The sequence below is a fragment of the Actinomycetospora sp. TBRC 11914 genome (assembly GCF_012933465.1).
Classification (GTDB): domain Bacteria; phylum Actinomycetota; class Actinomycetes; order Mycobacteriales; family Pseudonocardiaceae; genus Actinomycetospora.
This window is the reverse complement of sequence record NZ_JABBND010000004.1, coordinates 189777-205698: the sequence shown is the minus strand read 5'-3', so window position 1 is coordinate 205698 and position 15922 is coordinate 189777. Positions and strand designations below refer to the sequence as shown.

The 15922-nt window shown below is 75.3% G+C and carries 15 protein-coding genes; 6 read left to right on the top strand and 9 right to left on the bottom strand.

The annotated features are described in order from the left end of the window. Window positions 1-35: 35 nt before the first annotated feature. The gene (locus tag HH311_RS10530; protein ID WP_169183588.1) at window positions 36-806 is read right to left on the bottom strand and encodes an SDR family NAD(P)-dependent oxidoreductase; all 771 of its coding nucleotides are present in this window, start codon (window positions 804-806) and stop codon (window positions 36-38) included. 213 nt (window positions 807-1019) lie between these two features. Here HH311_RS10530 and map point away from each other — a divergent pair, with 213 nt between their 5' ends. Genes map through HH311_RS10515 form a run of 3 tightly spaced genes read left to right on the top strand, consistent with a single transcriptional unit; the run spans window position 1020 to window position 3264 of the window. After that, complete coding sequence (gene map, locus HH311_RS10525; protein WP_312030068.1) at window positions 1020-1802, top strand: type I methionyl aminopeptidase; 783 nt, start codon at window positions 1020-1022, stop codon at window positions 1800-1802. After that, the gene (locus HH311_RS10520; protein ID WP_169183587.1) at window positions 1803-2699 is read left to right on the top strand and encodes an MBL fold metallo-hydrolase; all 897 of its coding nucleotides are present in this window, start codon (window positions 1803-1805) and stop codon (window positions 2697-2699) included. A 43-nt stretch (window positions 2700-2742) separates the two neighbouring features. Then, on the top strand, window positions 2743-3264 hold the full coding sequence (locus HH311_RS10515; RefSeq protein ID WP_169183586.1) for an ester cyclase: 522 nt from the start codon (window positions 2743-2745) through the stop codon (window positions 3262-3264). Between the two features lie 18 nt (window positions 3265-3282). Here the strand turns inward: HH311_RS10515 and HH311_RS10510 are convergent, their stop codons facing one another. From HH311_RS10510 to HH311_RS10500, 3 genes are all read right to left on the bottom strand, one after another. Then, window positions 3283-3510 carry a helix-turn-helix domain-containing protein gene (locus HH311_RS10510; protein ID WP_169183585.1) on the bottom strand — a complete coding sequence of 76 codons (228 nt, stop codon included), beginning with the start codon at window positions 3508-3510 and terminating at the stop codon, window positions 3283-3285. Between the two features lie 121 nt (window positions 3511-3631). Then, window positions 3632-4351 (bottom strand): MT-A70 family methyltransferase, encoded by a 720-nt coding sequence (locus tag HH311_RS10505; RefSeq protein ID WP_169183584.1) that lies wholly within the window; start codon window positions 4349-4351, stop codon window positions 3632-3634. A gap of 83 nt (window positions 4352-4434) precedes the next feature. Further along, on the bottom strand, window positions 4435-5229 hold the full coding sequence (locus HH311_RS10500) for a BglII/BstYI family type II restriction endonuclease (protein WP_169183583.1): 795 nt from the start codon (window positions 5227-5229) through the stop codon (window positions 4435-4437). A 112-nt stretch (window positions 5230-5341) separates the two neighbouring features. Here HH311_RS10500 and HH311_RS10495 point away from each other — a divergent pair, with 112 nt between their 5' ends. Together HH311_RS10495 and HH311_RS10490 are read left to right on the top strand one after the other, a co-directional pair. After that, window positions 5342-6895 (top strand): glycosyltransferase family 39 protein, encoded by a 1554-nt coding sequence (locus tag HH311_RS10495; protein WP_169183582.1) that lies wholly within the window; start codon window positions 5342-5344, stop codon window positions 6893-6895. A gap of 47 nt (window positions 6896-6942) precedes the next feature. Beyond that, the gene (locus HH311_RS10490) at window positions 6943-8454 is read left to right on the top strand and encodes an alpha/beta hydrolase (RefSeq protein WP_312030067.1); all 1512 of its coding nucleotides are present in this window, start codon (window positions 6943-6945) and stop codon (window positions 8452-8454) included. Between the two features lie 32 nt (window positions 8455-8486). Here HH311_RS10490 and HH311_RS10485 read toward each other — a convergent pair whose 3' ends face one another. Further along, window positions 8487-9908: an FAD-dependent oxidoreductase gene (locus HH311_RS10485; protein ID WP_169183581.1), complete on the bottom strand. Its 1422-nt coding sequence runs from the start codon at window positions 9906-9908 to the stop codon at window positions 8487-8489. 65 nt (window positions 9909-9973) lie between these two features. On the opposite strand from HH311_RS10485, the gene HH311_RS10480 reads away from it, so the two are divergent. After that, window positions 9974-10579, top strand: a complete 606-nt coding sequence (locus HH311_RS10480; protein ID WP_169183580.1) for a TetR family transcriptional regulator — start codon at window positions 9974-9976, stop codon at window positions 10577-10579. Here the strand turns inward: HH311_RS10480 and HH311_RS10475 are convergent. From HH311_RS10475 to pepE, 4 genes are read right to left on the bottom strand one after another with little or no spacing between them, the layout of a single operon-like run. After that, window positions 10567-10890: a DUF5313 family protein gene (locus tag HH311_RS10475; RefSeq protein WP_169183579.1), complete on the bottom strand. Its 324-nt coding sequence runs from the start codon at window positions 10888-10890 to the stop codon at window positions 10567-10569. The two genes, HH311_RS10480 and HH311_RS10475, sit on opposite strands and share 13 nt — an antisense overlap. Next, complete coding sequence (locus tag HH311_RS10470) at window positions 10887-13862, bottom strand: FAD-binding and (Fe-S)-binding domain-containing protein (protein ID WP_169183578.1); 2976 nt, start codon at window positions 13860-13862, stop codon at window positions 10887-10889. The genes HH311_RS10475 and HH311_RS10470 overlap by 4 nt, the downstream gene beginning before the upstream one ends. Before the next feature lie 20 nt (window positions 13863-13882). After that, window positions 13883-15118, bottom strand: coding sequence for an amidohydrolase family protein (locus tag HH311_RS10465; RefSeq protein WP_211190065.1), 1236 nt, complete (start codon window positions 15116-15118; stop codon window positions 13883-13885). Then, entirely contained in the window at window positions 15094-15795 is a 702-nt protein-coding gene (gene pepE, locus HH311_RS10460; RefSeq protein WP_169183577.1) for a dipeptidase PepE, read from the bottom strand. The genes HH311_RS10465 and pepE overlap by 25 nt, the downstream gene beginning before the upstream one ends. Window positions 15796-15922 lie beyond the last annotated feature (127 nt).

The window sequence follows — 15922 nt, the reverse complement described above, 5'->3', positions numbered from 1 at the left end:
TAGCACCAGAAAGTGCTCACAAGGCCGGAGGCCACCTACATCCTGGGCTGGCCGTTCGAGGCGCCCAGGCCGCCGTCGACCGGCACGTGCGCGCCGTTGACGAACCGGGCGTCGTCGCTGGCCAGGAAGGCGATGACGTCGCCGACCTCGGCGGGCTCCGCGGGCCGGCCCATCGGGATCCGGTCGCGGAACTTCGCGACGGTGTCCTCGTCCTCGCGGATGCCCGCGCTCATGTCGGTCACCGTGAGGCTGGGGTGCACGGCGTTGACGCGGACGCCGTCGCCGCCGTGGTCGAGGGCCATCGCGTTGGTCAGATTGACCACGGCCCCCTTGGCGGCGTTGTAGGCGGCCATCCCCCAGTCGCCGCCGAGGCCGGACACCGACCCGACGTTGACGATGCTGCCCTTCGTCGCGGTGAGGTGCGGCAGCGCGGCCTTGGAGGCGAAGAAGACGCCGTTCACGTCGATCGCCATGACCCGGGCCCAGCTGTCGGCATCGAGATCGGTGACGGTGCCCGGCTCGGCGACGGCGGCGTTGTTGACCAGCGTGTCGAGCCGGCCGTGCTCGCGGGCGACCTCGTCGACGAGGTGCGTGATCGCCTGCTCGTCGGAGGTGTCGGCCGGCTTCGCGACGACGGTGGAGCCGGCGGGCGCGTCGGCGACGGTCTTCTCGAGCTTGTCGGCCGACCGGCCGGTGATGACGACCGTGGCGCCGTCGGCGGCGAAGCGGTGCGCCGTCGCGGCGCCGATGCCGGAGCCGCCGCCGCTGACGACGACGACCTTTCCGCTGAAGCGGCCTGCGGTCACGGGGGTACTCCTCGGGGGTGCGGGGGTGGCGGTCCCCGGCGGATACCCCCGGCCCGGGACGCCCACGGGACGATCCGGCTCACAGGTCCGTCGCGAGTTGTCCACAGGGACTGTCCACAGTGGGGATGAACTACAGCGGTGTCATTCACGGCCCGGACGCCGTGCGTCCGCACCCTCGACACCCGCCCCCGTCGTCGGGCTAGTGTCGCGGCGGTGAGGCGCCACGTGACCATCGAGCTCAAGTCCCCCGGCGAGATCGACGCGATGCGCGAGGCGGGGCGGGTCGTCGCCCGCTGCCTCGACGCGGTCCGCGCCGCCAGCGCCCCCGGCGTGACGCTCAAGGAGCTCGACACCGCAGCACACGACGTGATGCGCGCGCACGGCGCCACGCCGGCCTTCCTCGACTATCACCCGCACTTCGCACCGTCCCCCTACCCGGGCGTGATCTGCTCGAGCGTGAACGACGCCGTCGTCCACGCCATCCCCGGCGACGTCGCCCTCGCCGAGGGCGACCTGGTGAGCATCGACATCGGCGCCTTCCTCGACGGCTGGTGCGGCGACGCCGCGATCAGCTACGTGGTCGGGGACGCCGACCCGGCCGACCTCGCGCTGATCGAGACCACCGAGCGCGCCCTGTACGCGGGCATCGCCGCGGCCCGGCCGGGCAACACGCTCGGCGACATCGGGGCCGCCGTCGCCGGGGTCGCCCGGCCCGCCGGCTACGGGATGCTCGCCGACCACGGCGGCCACGGCGTCGGGCGCGCGATGCACGAGCAGCCGCACGTCCCCAACGAGGGCCGCCCCGGCAAGGGCCTCAAGCTCCGGCCCGGCCTCGTCATCGCGATCGAGCCGATGCTGCACGCGGGGGGCGGCGACGACTACCGCCACGACCCCGACGGCTGGACGCTGCGCACCGCCGACGGCAGCCGCGCCGCCCACGCCGAGCACACCATCGCGATCACCCCCGACGGGCCCCGCATCCTCACCGAGGCCTGAGTGGCGCGGCCGTGGCTCCACGTCCGGCCGGTCTCGCCCGGGGTGTGGCTGGTCGCGGAGCCGACCCACGTCAACGGCTGGCTCGTCGCCGGGCGGGACCGCGCGGTGCTGCTCGACACCGGACTCGGGATCGCGCCGGTCCGGCCGGTGGTCGAGGCGGCCGCGGGCCTGCCGGTCGAGGCGGTCAACACCCACCACCACTTCGACCACACCGGCGGGAACGCCGAGTTCGACACCGTCGCGATCCACGCCCTCGGTGTGCCGCTGCTCGAGGCCGGGACCACGCCGGCCGAGCGGGCGTCCTACCTCGCGTACACCCGCGCCCTGCTCGACGCCGCCGGACCCTACCGCGACCTCGACCGGCGCTTCTTCCACCTGCTCGGCGACGACTCCGACCCCCGCGAGCTGCCGGAGGGGTTCGACGCCGAGGCCTGGGTGCGTCCCGGTCCGCCCCGCGGCCCGGCCCCGGTCGCGCTGCACGACGGCGACGTCGTCGACCTCGGCGGCCGCACCCTGACCGTGCTGCACACCCCGGGCCACAGCCCGGACTCGATCTGCCTGCTCGACGACCGCGACGGGCTGCTCTTCGGCGGTGACACGATCAACACCGGCCCGATCTACGCCCAGGCCGACGAGTCTGACCTGGCGGCCTTCGCCCGCTCCACGGCCCGCCTGGCCGCGCTCGAGCCCGACGTCTCGCTGGTCTGCATGGGCCACTTCGGGCGCGGGATCGCCGAACCGCGCCACCTGCGCGAGGTCGCCGACGCGTTCGACCGGCTCGTCTCCGGCGACCCCGACGTCGAGCTCCGGGTCCAGTACGACTGCGACGACGACGAGGTCCGCGAGGCGGTGTTCGGGCAGTGCTCGATCCTGCTGCCCGCCGACCCCCGCGGCTGAGCGTGGCCCTGCCTTCCCACGATCACGCCACTACGCTCGCCCCATGCCGACCCGCACGTCCGCCGGCCCGCCCGCGCCCACGCCGCCCGGGACGGACGCGTCGCCCACCGAGGTCGTCCGCTGGGTCTTCGACATCGTCAACACCCACCGGTCGGCGCCGCTGCGCGACGTCCTCACGGCGGACGTGCGCCTGCGCCTGCCGGACGCCACGTACCGGGGCGTCGACGCGGTCCTCGGCTTCTGGGAGGGGCTGTTCGCCGCGGTCCCCGACCTCACGGTGACGATGCAGGCCGTGGCCGAGCAGGACGGGACGGTCTTCGTCCGCTGGACGCTCACCGGCACGCACTCGGGCGCCGAGTGGGCCGGCATCGGCCCGACCGGCGCCCACCTCGACCTCGACGGGATCGACCACGTCACGGTCTCCGGGGGCCGGATCCACGCGGACTTCGTGGTGTTCGACCAGTTGCAGGTCGCGCGGCAGCTCGGTCTGGCGCCCGCCGAGGGCTCGCGCCTCGACGTCGCCCTGCGCCGTGGCCGGGGGATCCTCGCCCGCCTGCGGCACTGACCCCGGAGGGCCCGCGGGTCACTCGACCTTCTTGCGGGCTCTCCCGTGTGTGCCGCCGCGCCCGCGGAACTCGACTCCCGCGTCGACGAGGAGTCGCCGGACGCGGCCGATGCTGTAACCGGTCTCCGCGCAGATCTCACGGATGCTCTGGCCCCGCTGGTAGCGCTTGAGGAGCTCGCCGGAGAGCTTCTCGCGCTCGGGGCCCGTCACCCGCTGGTTGCGCGCCAGGTCGGGGGTCTTCGCCATAGTGCACAGTCTCACAGCGAGTGGTCGGCGAACGCCACCACCAGGGGTTACCGGGCAGTCAAACGGTCAGGATCTCGCGTCGAAACGACGCTGCGTGGTCATCCACCCCGCGTCGGAGTGACTATCCGTGCGCGCCGGGTGCGGTGTCGCCGCCGCGGTAGGCCGGGTACTGCCGGCCGCGCGGGGTGACCTCGGCGTCGGACTCCGCGCCCCACACCGTCCAGCCCTCGCGCGGGTAGCGCGCGAACATCTCGAGGTAGGGCCCGGGCGAGCACGCCTCGATGAGCTCGTACGCCTCGTCCGGTTTGCGTGAGTGCTCGCGCTTCACCGTCTCGATCATGTTGACCTGCCGGCGCGCCGGGTCGAGCGTGCGCATCGAGCCGCGCACCCCGAACAGGATCAGCTCGGTGACGTTGCGGAAGTAGAACCCGACGCCCCGCCCGTCTGGGCCGCCGTCCTTGCGGCGCTTGGCCCACACCAGGTTGGAGACGTAGCGGAAGCCCCAGCCGGACATCACCGCCAGGCCCTCCGGGAGCAGCGCGTTCGGCACCCACAGGTAGAGGTGGGCGTTGTCGGCGACGACGTCGGCCACCGGCAGCGCGGCGATCTCGGCGGCGGTCATCGTGTCGTACCGGTCGAGCCGGCGGTGCTCGGGCGCGACCTTGCCGGTGCGGTTGGTGAAGCGCCACGGCGGGTCGGCGTACACGCACGACCAGCCGCCGTCGGTCCGCGGCAGCGGCGCGGCCTCGAGCGGCGAGACGTCGACCCGCAGCGGGTCGGCACGGGGCGCGCGGACCCTCGCGGGGCGCGGCGGGGCGGCGTCGGGAGCGGGAGCGGACACGGGCGGGACCGTAGCCCGGGGGTCCGACAGTCCCCGGGGCCCGACACGGCGCAGCCCGCCCGTGACGTCGCCCTCGGCGGCGCTCACCCGGACCACCCGTCGAGGACCGGCTGCTCGACGGCCGACCGCGCGCCCGCCCACGACCGGGTCCCGGCCTCGTCGTCGGGACCCCAGCAGCGCGCGCTGATCGCGACGGCGAGCAGCGGGCAGCCCCCGGGGTCGCCGCGGGTCATGCGCGACTCCAGCTTGCCCAGGTGCGTCGTCGTCGACGTCGAGAACCGGCTCCGGACCTGCTCGTCGGAGTGGCCCGCGCCGCGGGAGAGGCGGCGGGCGAGCTCGCGGACGTCGTCGTGGGTGCGGGTGAGGAGCACCGCGCCGTCGATCAGCCCGGCGTCGTGGAGGCTGCGGTACGCCCCGATGTCCCGGTCGAGGTTGCCGTCCTTCGCGTTCCACTCGACGTCCAGCGCGACCCGACCCTTCACGTTGTCGACCTTGTAGCCCTCGTTGCGGACCTCGTCCATGCGCTCGACGACGTCCCGCTCACCCGCCGGGGCCCACGGCTGGACCTGGAGCACCGACCGCACGACGGTGTCGACCCGGCCCTCCCGCCAGCCCCGCACCCGGAACTCCGCGTTGAGGCGCTGCGCGAGCCGGGACTCGTTGCCGCCTGCCTCGATGAGGTCGGCGGTGTGCAGGACGAAGGTGTCCAGCACCGCGCAGAGCTCCCCGAACTCCTCGGGCGCGGTGGCCGCGAGGACGGCGGCCGCGTTGCGGGTCTCCCGCAGCTCGAACCGCTCGGTGAGCGCCGCGAGCCGCGCCAGCGGCACCGTCGCGGGATCCGCGCCGCACCCCCGGGACCAGCTGTCGGTGAGCTCCATCGACGAGCAGTCTCGCAGGCTCCCGGGCCACCCCCGCGCACCTCCGGGCCCGTGCGGTGCGGTTTGCTGGTCGGGCGGCCGGGAGGGACGGCACGGACGGGAGGCGGGGCGGATGACGACGACGACGCCCGCGCGAGGCCTCCCCGCGCTCCCCGCCACGGCCCTCCCCCCGGAGCGGCCCCCGCTCGCGTGGCGCCCGGTGCTCACCGTCGCGGCCGCCCTCGCCGTCGTGCTCGGGTTCTTCTCCGCCCGCTACGGCTACTTCGGCGACGAGTACTACTTCCTCTCCGCGGGCGCCCGGCCCGCGGCCGGGTACGCCGACCAGCCGCCGATGCTGCCGCTGCTGGCGGCGGCGCTGCAGCACCTGGCGCCGGGGAACCTCGTCGTGCTCCGGCTGCCGGCGACGCTGCTCACCGCGGCCGGGCTGGTCGTCGCGGCGCTGATCGCCGCCGAGCTCGGCGGCCGGCGGCGCGCCCAGGTCCTCGCCGCCGTCGCCACCGCGGCCAGCCCCTACCTGCTCGCGACCGGCCACCTGCTCGCCACCTCGACGGTCGACCCCTTCTGCTGGGCCGTCGCGCTGCTGCTGCTCGCGCGCTGGTTGCGCCTCGAGGCACACCCCGAGGCGCGGGGCGCCGCGACGCGGGACCGGTTGCTGCTCGGGCTCGGCGTCGTCGTCGGGGTCGCCCTGTTCGACAAGGTCCTCATCCCGGTGCTGCTCGCCGCCGTGGCCGTCGGGATCTGGGTCGCCGGCCCCCGGCGGCTGCTCGGGCGCCCGATGCTCTGGGCGGGGCTGGCGCTGGCCGCGGCCTCGACAGTCCCGACGCTCGTCTGGCAGGCCCACCACGGCTGGCCGCAGCTGCGGATGGGCTCGGTGGTCGCGGGGGAGTCCTCGTTGTTCGGCAACCGCTGGGAGTTCCTGCCGCGGGCGCTGTACTACGCGGGGGTGCTGCCCGGGGCGGTGCTCGTCGTGGTCGGGCTGTGGGCGCTGCTGCGCAGCGAGCGGATGCGGCCGTGGCGCCCGCTCGGGCTCGCCGTGGTGCTGGTGACCCTGGTGCTGCTCGCCGCCGGGGGCCGGCCGTACTACCTCTCCGGCCTGTACGCGCTGGTCCTCGCGGCCGGCGCGGTCGGGGTCGACGTCGTCCCGGCGCGGCCGTGGGACCGGTGGTGGCGCTGGACGCTGCGCCCGGCCGCGGTCGCGCTCGGCGCGGTGCTCGCCATGGCCTGGGTGCTGCCGGTGGGGCCGTCGTCGTGGCGGGCCCCGACCGAGTTCGAGACGATGGGCCAGGTCGGCTGGTCGGACTTCACGGCCGGGGTGGCGCGCGCCTGGCAGGGGCTGCCGCCCGAGCAGCGGGCGCACACGGTCGTCATGGCCTACTCGTACTGGTACGCCGCCGCGCTCGAGCACGAGGGCCCGGCCCACGGCCTGCCGACGCCGGTCTACTCGACCCACCGGGGCTTCGGGTACTTCGACGTGCCCCCCGGTTCCGACGACGCCCTGCTGGTCGGCGACGTGACGTGGGCGTCCCGGTTCTGCGCCCGACTGACGCCGCTGCCGAAGACCCCGGCGTCGCCGGTCGAGCCGGTCAACAGCGGCGTGCCGCTCGCGCTGTGCACGCCGCGCGCGCCCTGGGCGCAGGCGTGGCCGTCGCTGCGGAACCTCGCATAGGTGCGCTGCGCGCTCGTGAGCACAAAGTGCCGCTATACCGACAATTAGTGCTCACGAGGCCGAAGGCCACCTATGTGGTCCTGCTCCTGCTGCTCGCGGCCTGTGGCGGGCCCGCGTCGCCCGCGCCGGGCACGTCCGGCTCCGCCCCCGCCGTCCTCGGCACGAACGGCGCGGCGGTACCCCGCATCGACTGGCGTGCCTGCGGCGGCGGCTTCCAGTGCGCGACGGTGCCCGTGCCCCTCGACTACCGGCGCCCCACCGGACCGGCGATCGCGCTCGGCATGGTCCGGCTGCCCGCCCTCGACCCGGCCGCGCGGATCGGAACGGTGGCGGTGAACTACGGCGGGCCGGGGACGCCGGGCACCACGAGCCTGCGCCGGCTCGCGTCCCGGTTCGCCGGGCTGCGGGCCCGGATGGACGTCCTCGCCGTCGACCCCCGCGGGGTCGGCCAGAGCACCCCGGTCCGCTGCGGCCCGTTCGACGGGCAGCCGGTGCTGCCCGCGGGCTCCCCGCTCACCGACCCGGCCGGGTTCTGGACGTCGGCCCGCGCGGCCGGGCAGGCGTGCGCGGCCGCGTCCGGCGAGCTGCTGAGCCACCTGTCCACCGCGAACGCCGCCCGCGACCTCGACCTGGTCCGCCAGGCACTCGGCGAGCCCGAGATCAGCGTCTACGGCTACTCCTACGGCACCGTGCTGGGCGCGACCTACGCCAACCTCTTCCCCGCCCACCTGCGCGCGCTCGTGGTCGACGGTGCCCTCGACCTCGCCGCGAACGCCGGCACCGCCGACCCCGGCCGGCCGGTCGACGTCCGCGCCGGGGTGGCGGGCGACCGGGACGCCTCGGTACGGGCTTTCACGACGGCGTGTGCGGCCGCCGGTCCCGCGGGATGCGCGCTGGCGGCGCCGCCCGGGGCCGACCCGGCCGCCAGGGTCGCCACGGCGACGGCCGCCGCCACGCGCTCCGGGACCTCCGCCGCGCTCGCCGACCGGGTCGCGACGGCGCTGGAGTCCGGGGGCCGGCTGGGCTCGCTCGCCCGCACCCTCGCGGCCCTCGCGCCGGCCGGCGTGCCCCCCGGGCCGGTGGTGCCCGACCGGGCCGCCGGGGCGCCCGCCCACTCCACGGCCTTCCTCGCGGTGCAGTGCACCGACGTGGTCACCCCGGGCGCCGCGCAGGTCGACGCGCTGCTGCCCGCCGAGCAGGCGGCCCACCCGCTGTTCGGCGTCCCCGCGGCGCTGAACACCGCGGCGTGCGTGGACTGGCCCGCGATCGACCCCGACCGCTACCTCGGTCCGTGGAACGCCCCGCTGCACGCGCCGGCCCTCGTCGTCAACGCCCGGGAGGACCCGGACACCCCGCTGGCGAACGCCCGCGCCACCGCCGGCGAGCTGTCCTCGGCCCGGGTCCTCGTCGTCGACGGGTACGGCCACACCACGCTCGACCTGCCCAGTCGCTGCGCCGAGGACGCGGCGGCCGCCTACCTGCTCGACCCCGCGCACCCGCCCGCCGAGGGCACCGTCTGCCCGCCGGATCCCGGCGCGAGGTGGCCTGCGGCCCCGTGAGCAGAAAGTGTCGCTATAGCGACACTTTGTGCTCACGAGCGCGGAGCGCACCGGGACCAGACGTAGCCGTCCGGGCGGATCACCACGACCTCGCCGTCGACCGCCCCGTACGCCTCGCGGAGCACCCCGTCGGCGGCCAGCGCGTCGGCGTCGAGCACCTGCACCGTGCCGGGCAGCTCCGGGGCCACGCGGGCCGCGCCGCCGAAGGCCAGCACCGTGAAGTCCGCGGCGCGACGCACCGCGAACAGATCGGTGGGCGTGCCGTCGACGACCAGCGGCGCGTTCGGAGCCCGGTCACCGGGCCGCGGGCCGTCGCCCTCGTCGAGCGCCGCCAGCGGCCCGCCGCGGTAGGTCGTGCCGAACCCGGCGGTGTCGCGGACCTGTTGCGGGGTGCGCTGCCAGAACTGCCGGCCGATCAGCTCGCTGGACAGGCCCAGCACCCCCGCGGCCACCGGGAGCCGCTCGCCGGTGTAGGTATCGAGCAGCGTCTCGTCGGCCCGGCCGCCGACGACGGCCGCGAGCTTCCAGCCGAGGTTCACCGCGTCGCTGATCCCGGTGTTCATGCCCTGCCCGCCCGCGGGCGAGTGGACGTGCGCCGCGTCGCCCGCGAGGAACACCCGACCGACGCGGTAGTCGTCGACCATGCGGACGTTGAGCCGCCAGGTGCCCGAGGTCACCACCCGGCGGACCCGGATCCGGGGGCCGAGCGCGTCGACGAGCTCCCGCAGCACCGGCTCGTCCGCGACGACGGCCGGGTCGGAGTGCGCGATCTGCACCTGCCAGGTGGGCGTCGCCGGCAGCGGGCAGAGCGCGAAGTACAGCGCGCCCGTCCCGACCAACGGGCCGGGAGCCGACCACATGTGCCAGTGGTCGCGGTCCAGCCCGTCCAGCTCGACGTCGCCGAGCAGCAGCCGGACCTCGTCGTGGGTCTCGCCGAGGAAACCGATCCCGAGCTCGTGGCGCACCGTGCTGGTCCCGCCGTCGGCGCCCACCACCCACGACGCGCGCAGCGTCCCGTCGTCCTCCGGCGTCACCGTCACGCCGTCGTCGTCCTGGGTCAGCCCGGCGACGCGGCGCCCGTACTCGACCTCGACGCCCTCCTCCGCGAGCCGCTCGCGGAGCACCTGCTCGGTGCGCCACTGCGGGATGATCAGCGAGCGGGCCCACGGCGTGGTCGGGTCGGGCTCGGCGCGGTTGAGGACGACGTCCTCGACCGCCCCGTCCGGCCCGTGGCGTCGGATCGGCAGCTCGAACTCCCCGAGCGAGACCAGCCGGTCGGCCACCCCCATCGCGTCGAGCAGCTCCAGCGTCCGCGGCTGCAGGCCCTTGCCCCGCGACCCGCGGTGCGGCCCGGCCGCGCCGTCCAGGACCCGGACCCGCACCCCGCGCCGCGCCAGCTCGGTCGCCGCCGTGAGCCCGGTCGGTCCCGCTCCCACCACCACCACGTCGTCCATGGTTCTGACACTACGCTCCAAGTGAGATGGAGTCTCAAAAGACTTGCCGTGCCACAATCAGCGCTATGGGACTGCGGGAGCGCAAGAAGGAGCGCACGCGCGCCGAGCTGCAGCGCCACGCCCTGCGGCTCTTCCGCGACCACGGGTACGCGGAGACGACGGTGGACGACATCGCGGCGGCCGCGGAGGTCAGCCGCAGCACGTTCTTCCGGTACTTCGGGACGAAGGAGGACGTCGTCCTGTTCGACGACGTCGACCCGGTGATGGAGCGCGTGATGGCGGCGGTCCCGGCGGGGACGCCGCTGCTGGAGGCGGTGCGGACCGTGCTGCGGGAGTCGTTCGGGTCGCTCGACGACGAGGCCCGCGCGCTCGAGGAGGTCCGCATGGAGCTGGCGCGGACGGTGCCGGCGATCGCGACGATCCTGCGCGAGCGCAACGCGTTCGGCGTCGAGCAGGTCGCCGCGATGGTCGGACCGGCGACGGGCCGCGAGCCCGAGGACCCCGAGGTCCTGCTGTTCAGCGCCGTCGTGCTCGGTGCCCGGCAGGCCGCCCGCGCCCGCATGGACGCCGGACGGGCCACCAGCTACGTCGACGAGCTCGACGCGATGCTCGGGCGCCTCGAGGGCGGCGTCCCGCTGGCCGGCGAACCGGTCCGGGGTCACTCCTCCTGACGGCCCAGCACCAGCTCCGGCAGGAACCCGTGCTGGTAGAGGCGCTTCTCCCGGATCATGGGCGAGAAGATCGCCGACATGAACAGGGCCGAGACCAGCACGAAGCACGGCAGCGCCACGCGTAGCCAGGCCGGCCCGGGCAGGAGCGCGAGGAGGGCGGTCGGCACGCACTGCACCGTCGTGCGGGCCATCTGGCGCAGGAACCAGGTGCGCGCGGTGAGGTCGTGCAGGACCCAGTCGCCGTAGGTCGCGGGGAGCCGGGCGCCGAACGCGTAGGCGAGCCAGCGCAGGACGCCCGGCCGGGTCCTCATGTCGTCGCGCGGGCGCCCACGCGGCTCCGCAGACCCAGGGCCCGCGCCGCGATGCTCGCGAGGTGGGTGGGCTCGTGCCCCCCGTTGTCGAGCTGGCGGATCTGGGTGCGGCACGAGTAGCCGTCGGCGAGCACGGCGGTGTCCGGCGACGCCGCCCGGACCGCGGGCATCAGGCCCCGCTCCGCGCACGCCGTCGAGACCTCGTAGTGCCCGTCCTCGAACCCGAAGTTGCCGGCCAGCCCGCAGCAGCCCTCGTCGAGGACCTCGGCGGTCACCCCGAGCGCCGCGAGCACCGCGCGGTCGGCCTCGGTGCCCAGCTCGGCGTACTGGTGGCAGTGGATCTGGACGAGGGCCGTCCGGGCGGTGCCGTCCGAGAGCGCCGACAGCTCGGCGGTGTGCTCGGCGAGGATCTCGGCGAACGTGCGGATCGACGCCGACGCGATCTTCGCCAGTTCGTGGTCGCGCCCGAGCACCTTGAGCGAGTCGCCGCGCAGCGCCGCGGTGCACGACGGCTCCAGCCCGACGACGGGCACCCCGTCCTCGAGCCAGGGCCGGATGCGCTCCAGGCTGCGCCCGACGACCTGCTTCGCCGTCCCGACCTGCCCCGTCGTGATCCACGTCAGCCCGCAGCACACCCCCGAGCTCGGCAGCTCGACGCGGTACCCCAGGGCCTCGAGCACCGCGATGGCGTCGAGAGCGAGCTGGGGGTCGAACGCCTCGGTGAAGGTGTCCGGCCAGAGCAGGACGCGCTTCTCGACGTCGGCCCGGGCGGAGTGGTCCTCACCGGTCCGGGCGAGCAGGCGGCGCAGCGGCTTCGGTGCCAGCTCCGGGATGTCGCGCTGCGGGGCGATGCCGCCGGCCTTCTTCGCGAACCCGGCCAGCGCCGGCCGGCGCGCCAGCGCGTTCGCCAGCCGCGGGGCGCCGGGGATCGAGCCCGCGATCCGCAGCCAGGCGGGCAGCCAGCCCATCGACCAGTGCGAGCGGGGCCGGTCCTTCGCCCGCCCCGCGTAGTGCTGGGCGAGGAACTCGGTCTTGTAGGTCGCCATGTCCACGCCGACCGGGCAGTCCCGCGCGCAGCCCTTGCAGCTCAGGCACAGGTCGAGCGCGTCGCGGACCTCGGTGGAGCGCCAGCCGTCCGACACGGTCTGCCCGGACGCCATCTCGAAGAGCAGCCGCGCACGCCCGCGGGTGGAGTGCTTCTCCTCGCCGGTCACCCGGTAGCTCGGGCACATCACGCCGCCCTCGGCGGTGATGCACTTGGCGACGCCGATGCAGCGGCGGGTCGCGGAGGCGAACCCGCCCCGGACGCCGTCGGGAACGCCGTCGTCGACGAAGTCGAGCTGCGTGCGGGTGCTGATCGTCGGCTGCCCGAGGAAGACGCGGACGTCGTCGTCGATCTTCGGCGGGTCGACCACGCGGTGCGGGTTCATCCGCCCGTCGGGGTCCCACGCCGCCTTGAAGTCGGCGAACGCCTCGAGCATCCGCGGCGTGTACATCCGGGAGAGCAGCTCGGCGCGGGCCTGGCCGTCGCCGTGCTCGCCGGAGAGCGACCCGCCGTGGGCGACGGCGAGGTCGGCCGCGTCCTCGAGGAAGCTGCGGAAGTTGCGCATGCCCGGCGGCGTGAGCAGGTCGAAGTCGATGCGCACGTGCAGGCAGCCGTCACCGAAGTGGCCGTAGTAGGCGCCGCTGCGGCCGTGCTTGGCCAGCAGCGCGTCGAACTCGCGCAGGTAGCTCCCGAACTGGGCGGGCTGGACCGCGGCGTCCTCCCAGCCCGGCCAGGCCTCGACGCCGCCCGGCCCGCGGGTGACGATGCCCGACCCGTCCTCGCGGATCTTCCACAGCCCGCGCATGGCCTTCGGCTCGCTGACGACCTTGCTGTCCACCGTCGCCCAGGCCATCTCCGCCGCGATCGCCTCGGCCCTGGCGTGGGCCTCGTCGCGGGTCGCGCCCCCGGTCTCGACGTAGAGCCAGCCCTTCCCGGCGGGCAGCTGCTCGTGGGTCCGGTCGTCGGGGCGGGCGTTGCGCAGCGCGCCGATGACCCCGACGTCCATGCCCTCGATGGTCAGCGGCGCGTGGTCGCGGATGGGCACGACGTGGTCGGCGGCGGTGTAGGCGTCGGCGAACCCGAGGACGGCGAGCGCGCGCACCGGCGGCGACTCGACGAGGTCCACGGTCGCCTCGAGCAGCGTCACGCACGTGCCCTCGGTCCCGACGAGGGCCTTCGCGAGGTCGAACCCGTGCTCGGGCAGCAGCTGGTCGACGTTGTAGCCCGAGACCCGGCGGGTGAGGTCGGGGGTGTCGGTGCGGACGATGTCCGCGGCCCGGTCCCGCAGCGCCTTGAGGTCGCGGTACACCCGCCCCTCGGCGCCGGCCCGCGCCGCCGCGGCGTCGATGGCCGCGTCGTCCATCGCGCCCCCGACGTGCATGCGGGTGCCGTCGGCGAGCAGGACGTCGAGCGCGCGGACGTTGTCGACGGTCTTGCCCCAGGCCACCGAGTGCGACCCGCAGGCGTTGTTGCCGATCATCCCGCCGAGCGTGCAGCGGTTGTGGGTCGACGGGTCGGGCCCGAAGGTCAGGCCGTGGGGGCGCCCGGCGTCGCGCAGGTCGTCGAGGACCGTGCCCGGCTGGACCCGCGCGGTGCGGGCGTCCGGGTCGATCTCCAGCACGCGGTTCATGTGCCGGTGGAAGTCGATGACGACGGCCTCGTTCACCGACTGCCCGCAGATGCTGGTGCGGGCGCCCAGGGGCAGCAGCGGGACACCGTGGCGGCGGGTGACCTCGACGGCGCGCTCGACGTCGTCGGCGTCGACCGGCTGCACGACGCCGAGCGGGACGTGGCGGTAGTTCGACGAGTCCGCCGACCACATCGCCCGCGTCGCGGTGTCGAACCGGACCGTCCCGCGCATCGCTCCCGCGAGCTCCTCGGCGAGGAGGGAGTTCGCGGTGCTCGGGCGGGACGGGGCGCTCGTCATGCCCCCATCCTGCTTGTCGATCAGGGGACGTGCAGCTCCGTGTCCGTCCGGGTGCTCGCCGCCACGTGCCCGCCGCTGATCACCCAGCGCCGCGGGGCGCGGTCGAGCAGGGCGGTGTGGTGGTCGCGGCCCGGCGCGTCGAGGACGACGAGGTCGGCGCGCGAGCCGGGCGCGAGGTCGTGGCCCCCGACGCCGAGCATCGCGGCGGCCCCGGAGGTGGCCCGGTCGAGGAGACGGTCGATGCCCTCGCGGGTGCCGAACGACTGGGTGTGGGCCGCGAGGAGCGTGACGTCGAGCACGTCGGCGGTGCCGAACGGGGTGAAGGCGTTGCGGACGTTGTTGCTCGACAGCGCCGTCGCGACCCCGCCGTCGAGCAGCTCGGCGACGGGGGCCGCGATGCCCTGCAGGTAGAGGTCGGTGGGCGGGAGGACGACGAGGCCCACGCCGGCGTCCGCGAGGTCGTCGACCAGCCGGCGGCGCCGGTCGTCGTCGTACCCGGAGAGCGTGGTCACGTGGCCGATCGTGGTGCGCCCGCCCCAGCCGCGGGCCGCCGTCATCGCGGCGATCTCGCCGGCGAGGAGGTGGCGCGGGTCCGCGGTGGCGGCGGGGGCGAAGTCGGCGTGCACGTCGACCGGGACGTCGAAGCGCTCGGCGAGGTCGAACACCCGTCGCAGGTGGTCGCGGCAGCCCTCGACGTCGTCCTCGGCGTAGCTGCAGGCCCCGACGACATCGGCCCCCCGGCGCAGCGCCTCGACCAGCAGCGCGTCGGTGCCGGGGCGGGCGGCGATGCCCTCCTGCGGGAACGCCACGACCTGCAGGTCGACGACGCCGGCCCAGCGCCGCTTCACGTCGAGGAGCGCGTCGATGCTCGTCAGGCCCACGGTCGGGTCGACGTCGACCGGGGTGCGCACGAGCGTGGTGCCGTGGGTCACGGCGCGGCGCAGCACGTCCTCGGCGCGGGCGACGACATCGTCGTGGGTGAAGCCCGCCTTCAGCCGGGCCGTCGTCGCGACGGCGCCCTGAAGCGTTCCTTCGCCGGGCTCCCGGGCGTCGAGCATCGCCTTGTCGAGGTGCAGGTGGGGTTCGACGAGGCCGGGGAGGACCGGGCGGGCGCCGGCGTCGAGCGTCGTCGTGCCCGGGGGTGCGTCCAGGCCGGGCCCGACCTCCGCGATCCGCCCGCCCTCGCAGCGGACGTCGACGAGCTCGTCGCGCCCGCGGAGACGGACGCCGGTCAGGAGGAGGTCGTCAGCAGCCACGACAGGTCGGTACCCGCGGCGAGCTCGTCCGGCCCGTGATCGCGGCGGAAGAGGCGCGCGGGGTTGCCGTCCAGGGTGAGGGTGTCGCCGGCGCGGTGCAGCCAGGCGCCTTCCCGGAGCCCGACCACCGGCGTGTGGTCGACCTCGTGGAACTCGGCGATGCGCTCCTCGCGGGTCTCGCCCTGGTGGGTGCTGGCCGGGTCCGGGTCGAGGTAGTGCGGGTTGACCTGGAACGGGACGCGCGCGAGGGCGTCGAGGCCGCCGGGGTCGACGATCGGCATGTCGTTGGTGGTCCGGATCGTGGGGCAGCCGAGGTTCGTGCCCGCGGAGCTGCCGGTGTAGCGGCACTCGGGGTTCGCGCGCAGGGCGTCGAGGACGCCGAGACGGCGCACGTCGTGGAGCAGCCGGAACGTGTTGCCGCCGCCGACGAACACCGCCGCGGCCGCGCCCGCCGTCGCCGCCGGATCCTTCTCGGCGTGCAGGGGCCGCAGGTCGATCGCTCCGCCGAGCGCGCGGCGGACCCAGGCGAAGTAGTCGTCGTGGTCGGCGCGCGCGTAGGGCACGAACCACACGGGGCGGTCCCCGAGGTGGCTCGCCAGGACCGCGCGGGCGTGCCCGAACGGCTCGTCGCCGCCGGGGGGTCGGGAGTTCGAGAGCAGCAGGACGTCACCGGGCACGGGGGGAGGGTCGCAGGTGGAGCCGGACTGCCGTGCCGGACGTACGCGTCGCGCATGCGCCGGCCGGGACGTGTGGCGGAGTCGGCGTGGGACCTGCGCGTCGCGGACACGTTCTCGGTGCGGACTC

Coding starts and splice junctions, on each gene's coding strand:
- HH311_RS10510 (WP_169183585.1), bottom strand. CDS start 3,510: ATGGCGAAGACCCCCGACCTGGCGCGCAACCAGCGGGTGACGGGCCCC.
- HH311_RS10495 (WP_169183582.1), top strand. CDS start 5,342: ATGACGACGACGACGCCCGCGCGAGGCCTCCCCGCGCTCCCCGCCACG.
- HH311_RS10515 (WP_169183586.1), top strand. CDS start 2,743: ATGCCGACCCGCACGTCCGCCGGCCCGCCCGCGCCCACGCCGCCCGGG.
- HH311_RS10480 (WP_169183580.1), top strand. CDS start 9,974: ATGGGACTGCGGGAGCGCAAGAAGGAGCGCACGCGCGCCGAGCTGCAG.
- HH311_RS10485 (WP_169183581.1), bottom strand. CDS start 9,908: ATGGACGACGTGGTGGTGGTGGGAGCGGGACCGACCGGGCTCACGGCG.
- HH311_RS10500 (WP_169183583.1), bottom strand. CDS start 5,229: ATGGAGCTCACCGACAGCTGGTCCCGGGGGTGCGGCGCGGATCCCGCG.
- HH311_RS10470 (WP_169183578.1), bottom strand. CDS start 13,862: ATGACGAGCGCCCCGTCCCGCCCGAGCACCGCGAACTCCCTCCTCGCC.
- HH311_RS10475 (WP_169183579.1), bottom strand. CDS start 10,890: ATGAGGACCCGGCCGGGCGTCCTGCGCTGGCTCGCCTACGCGTTCGGC.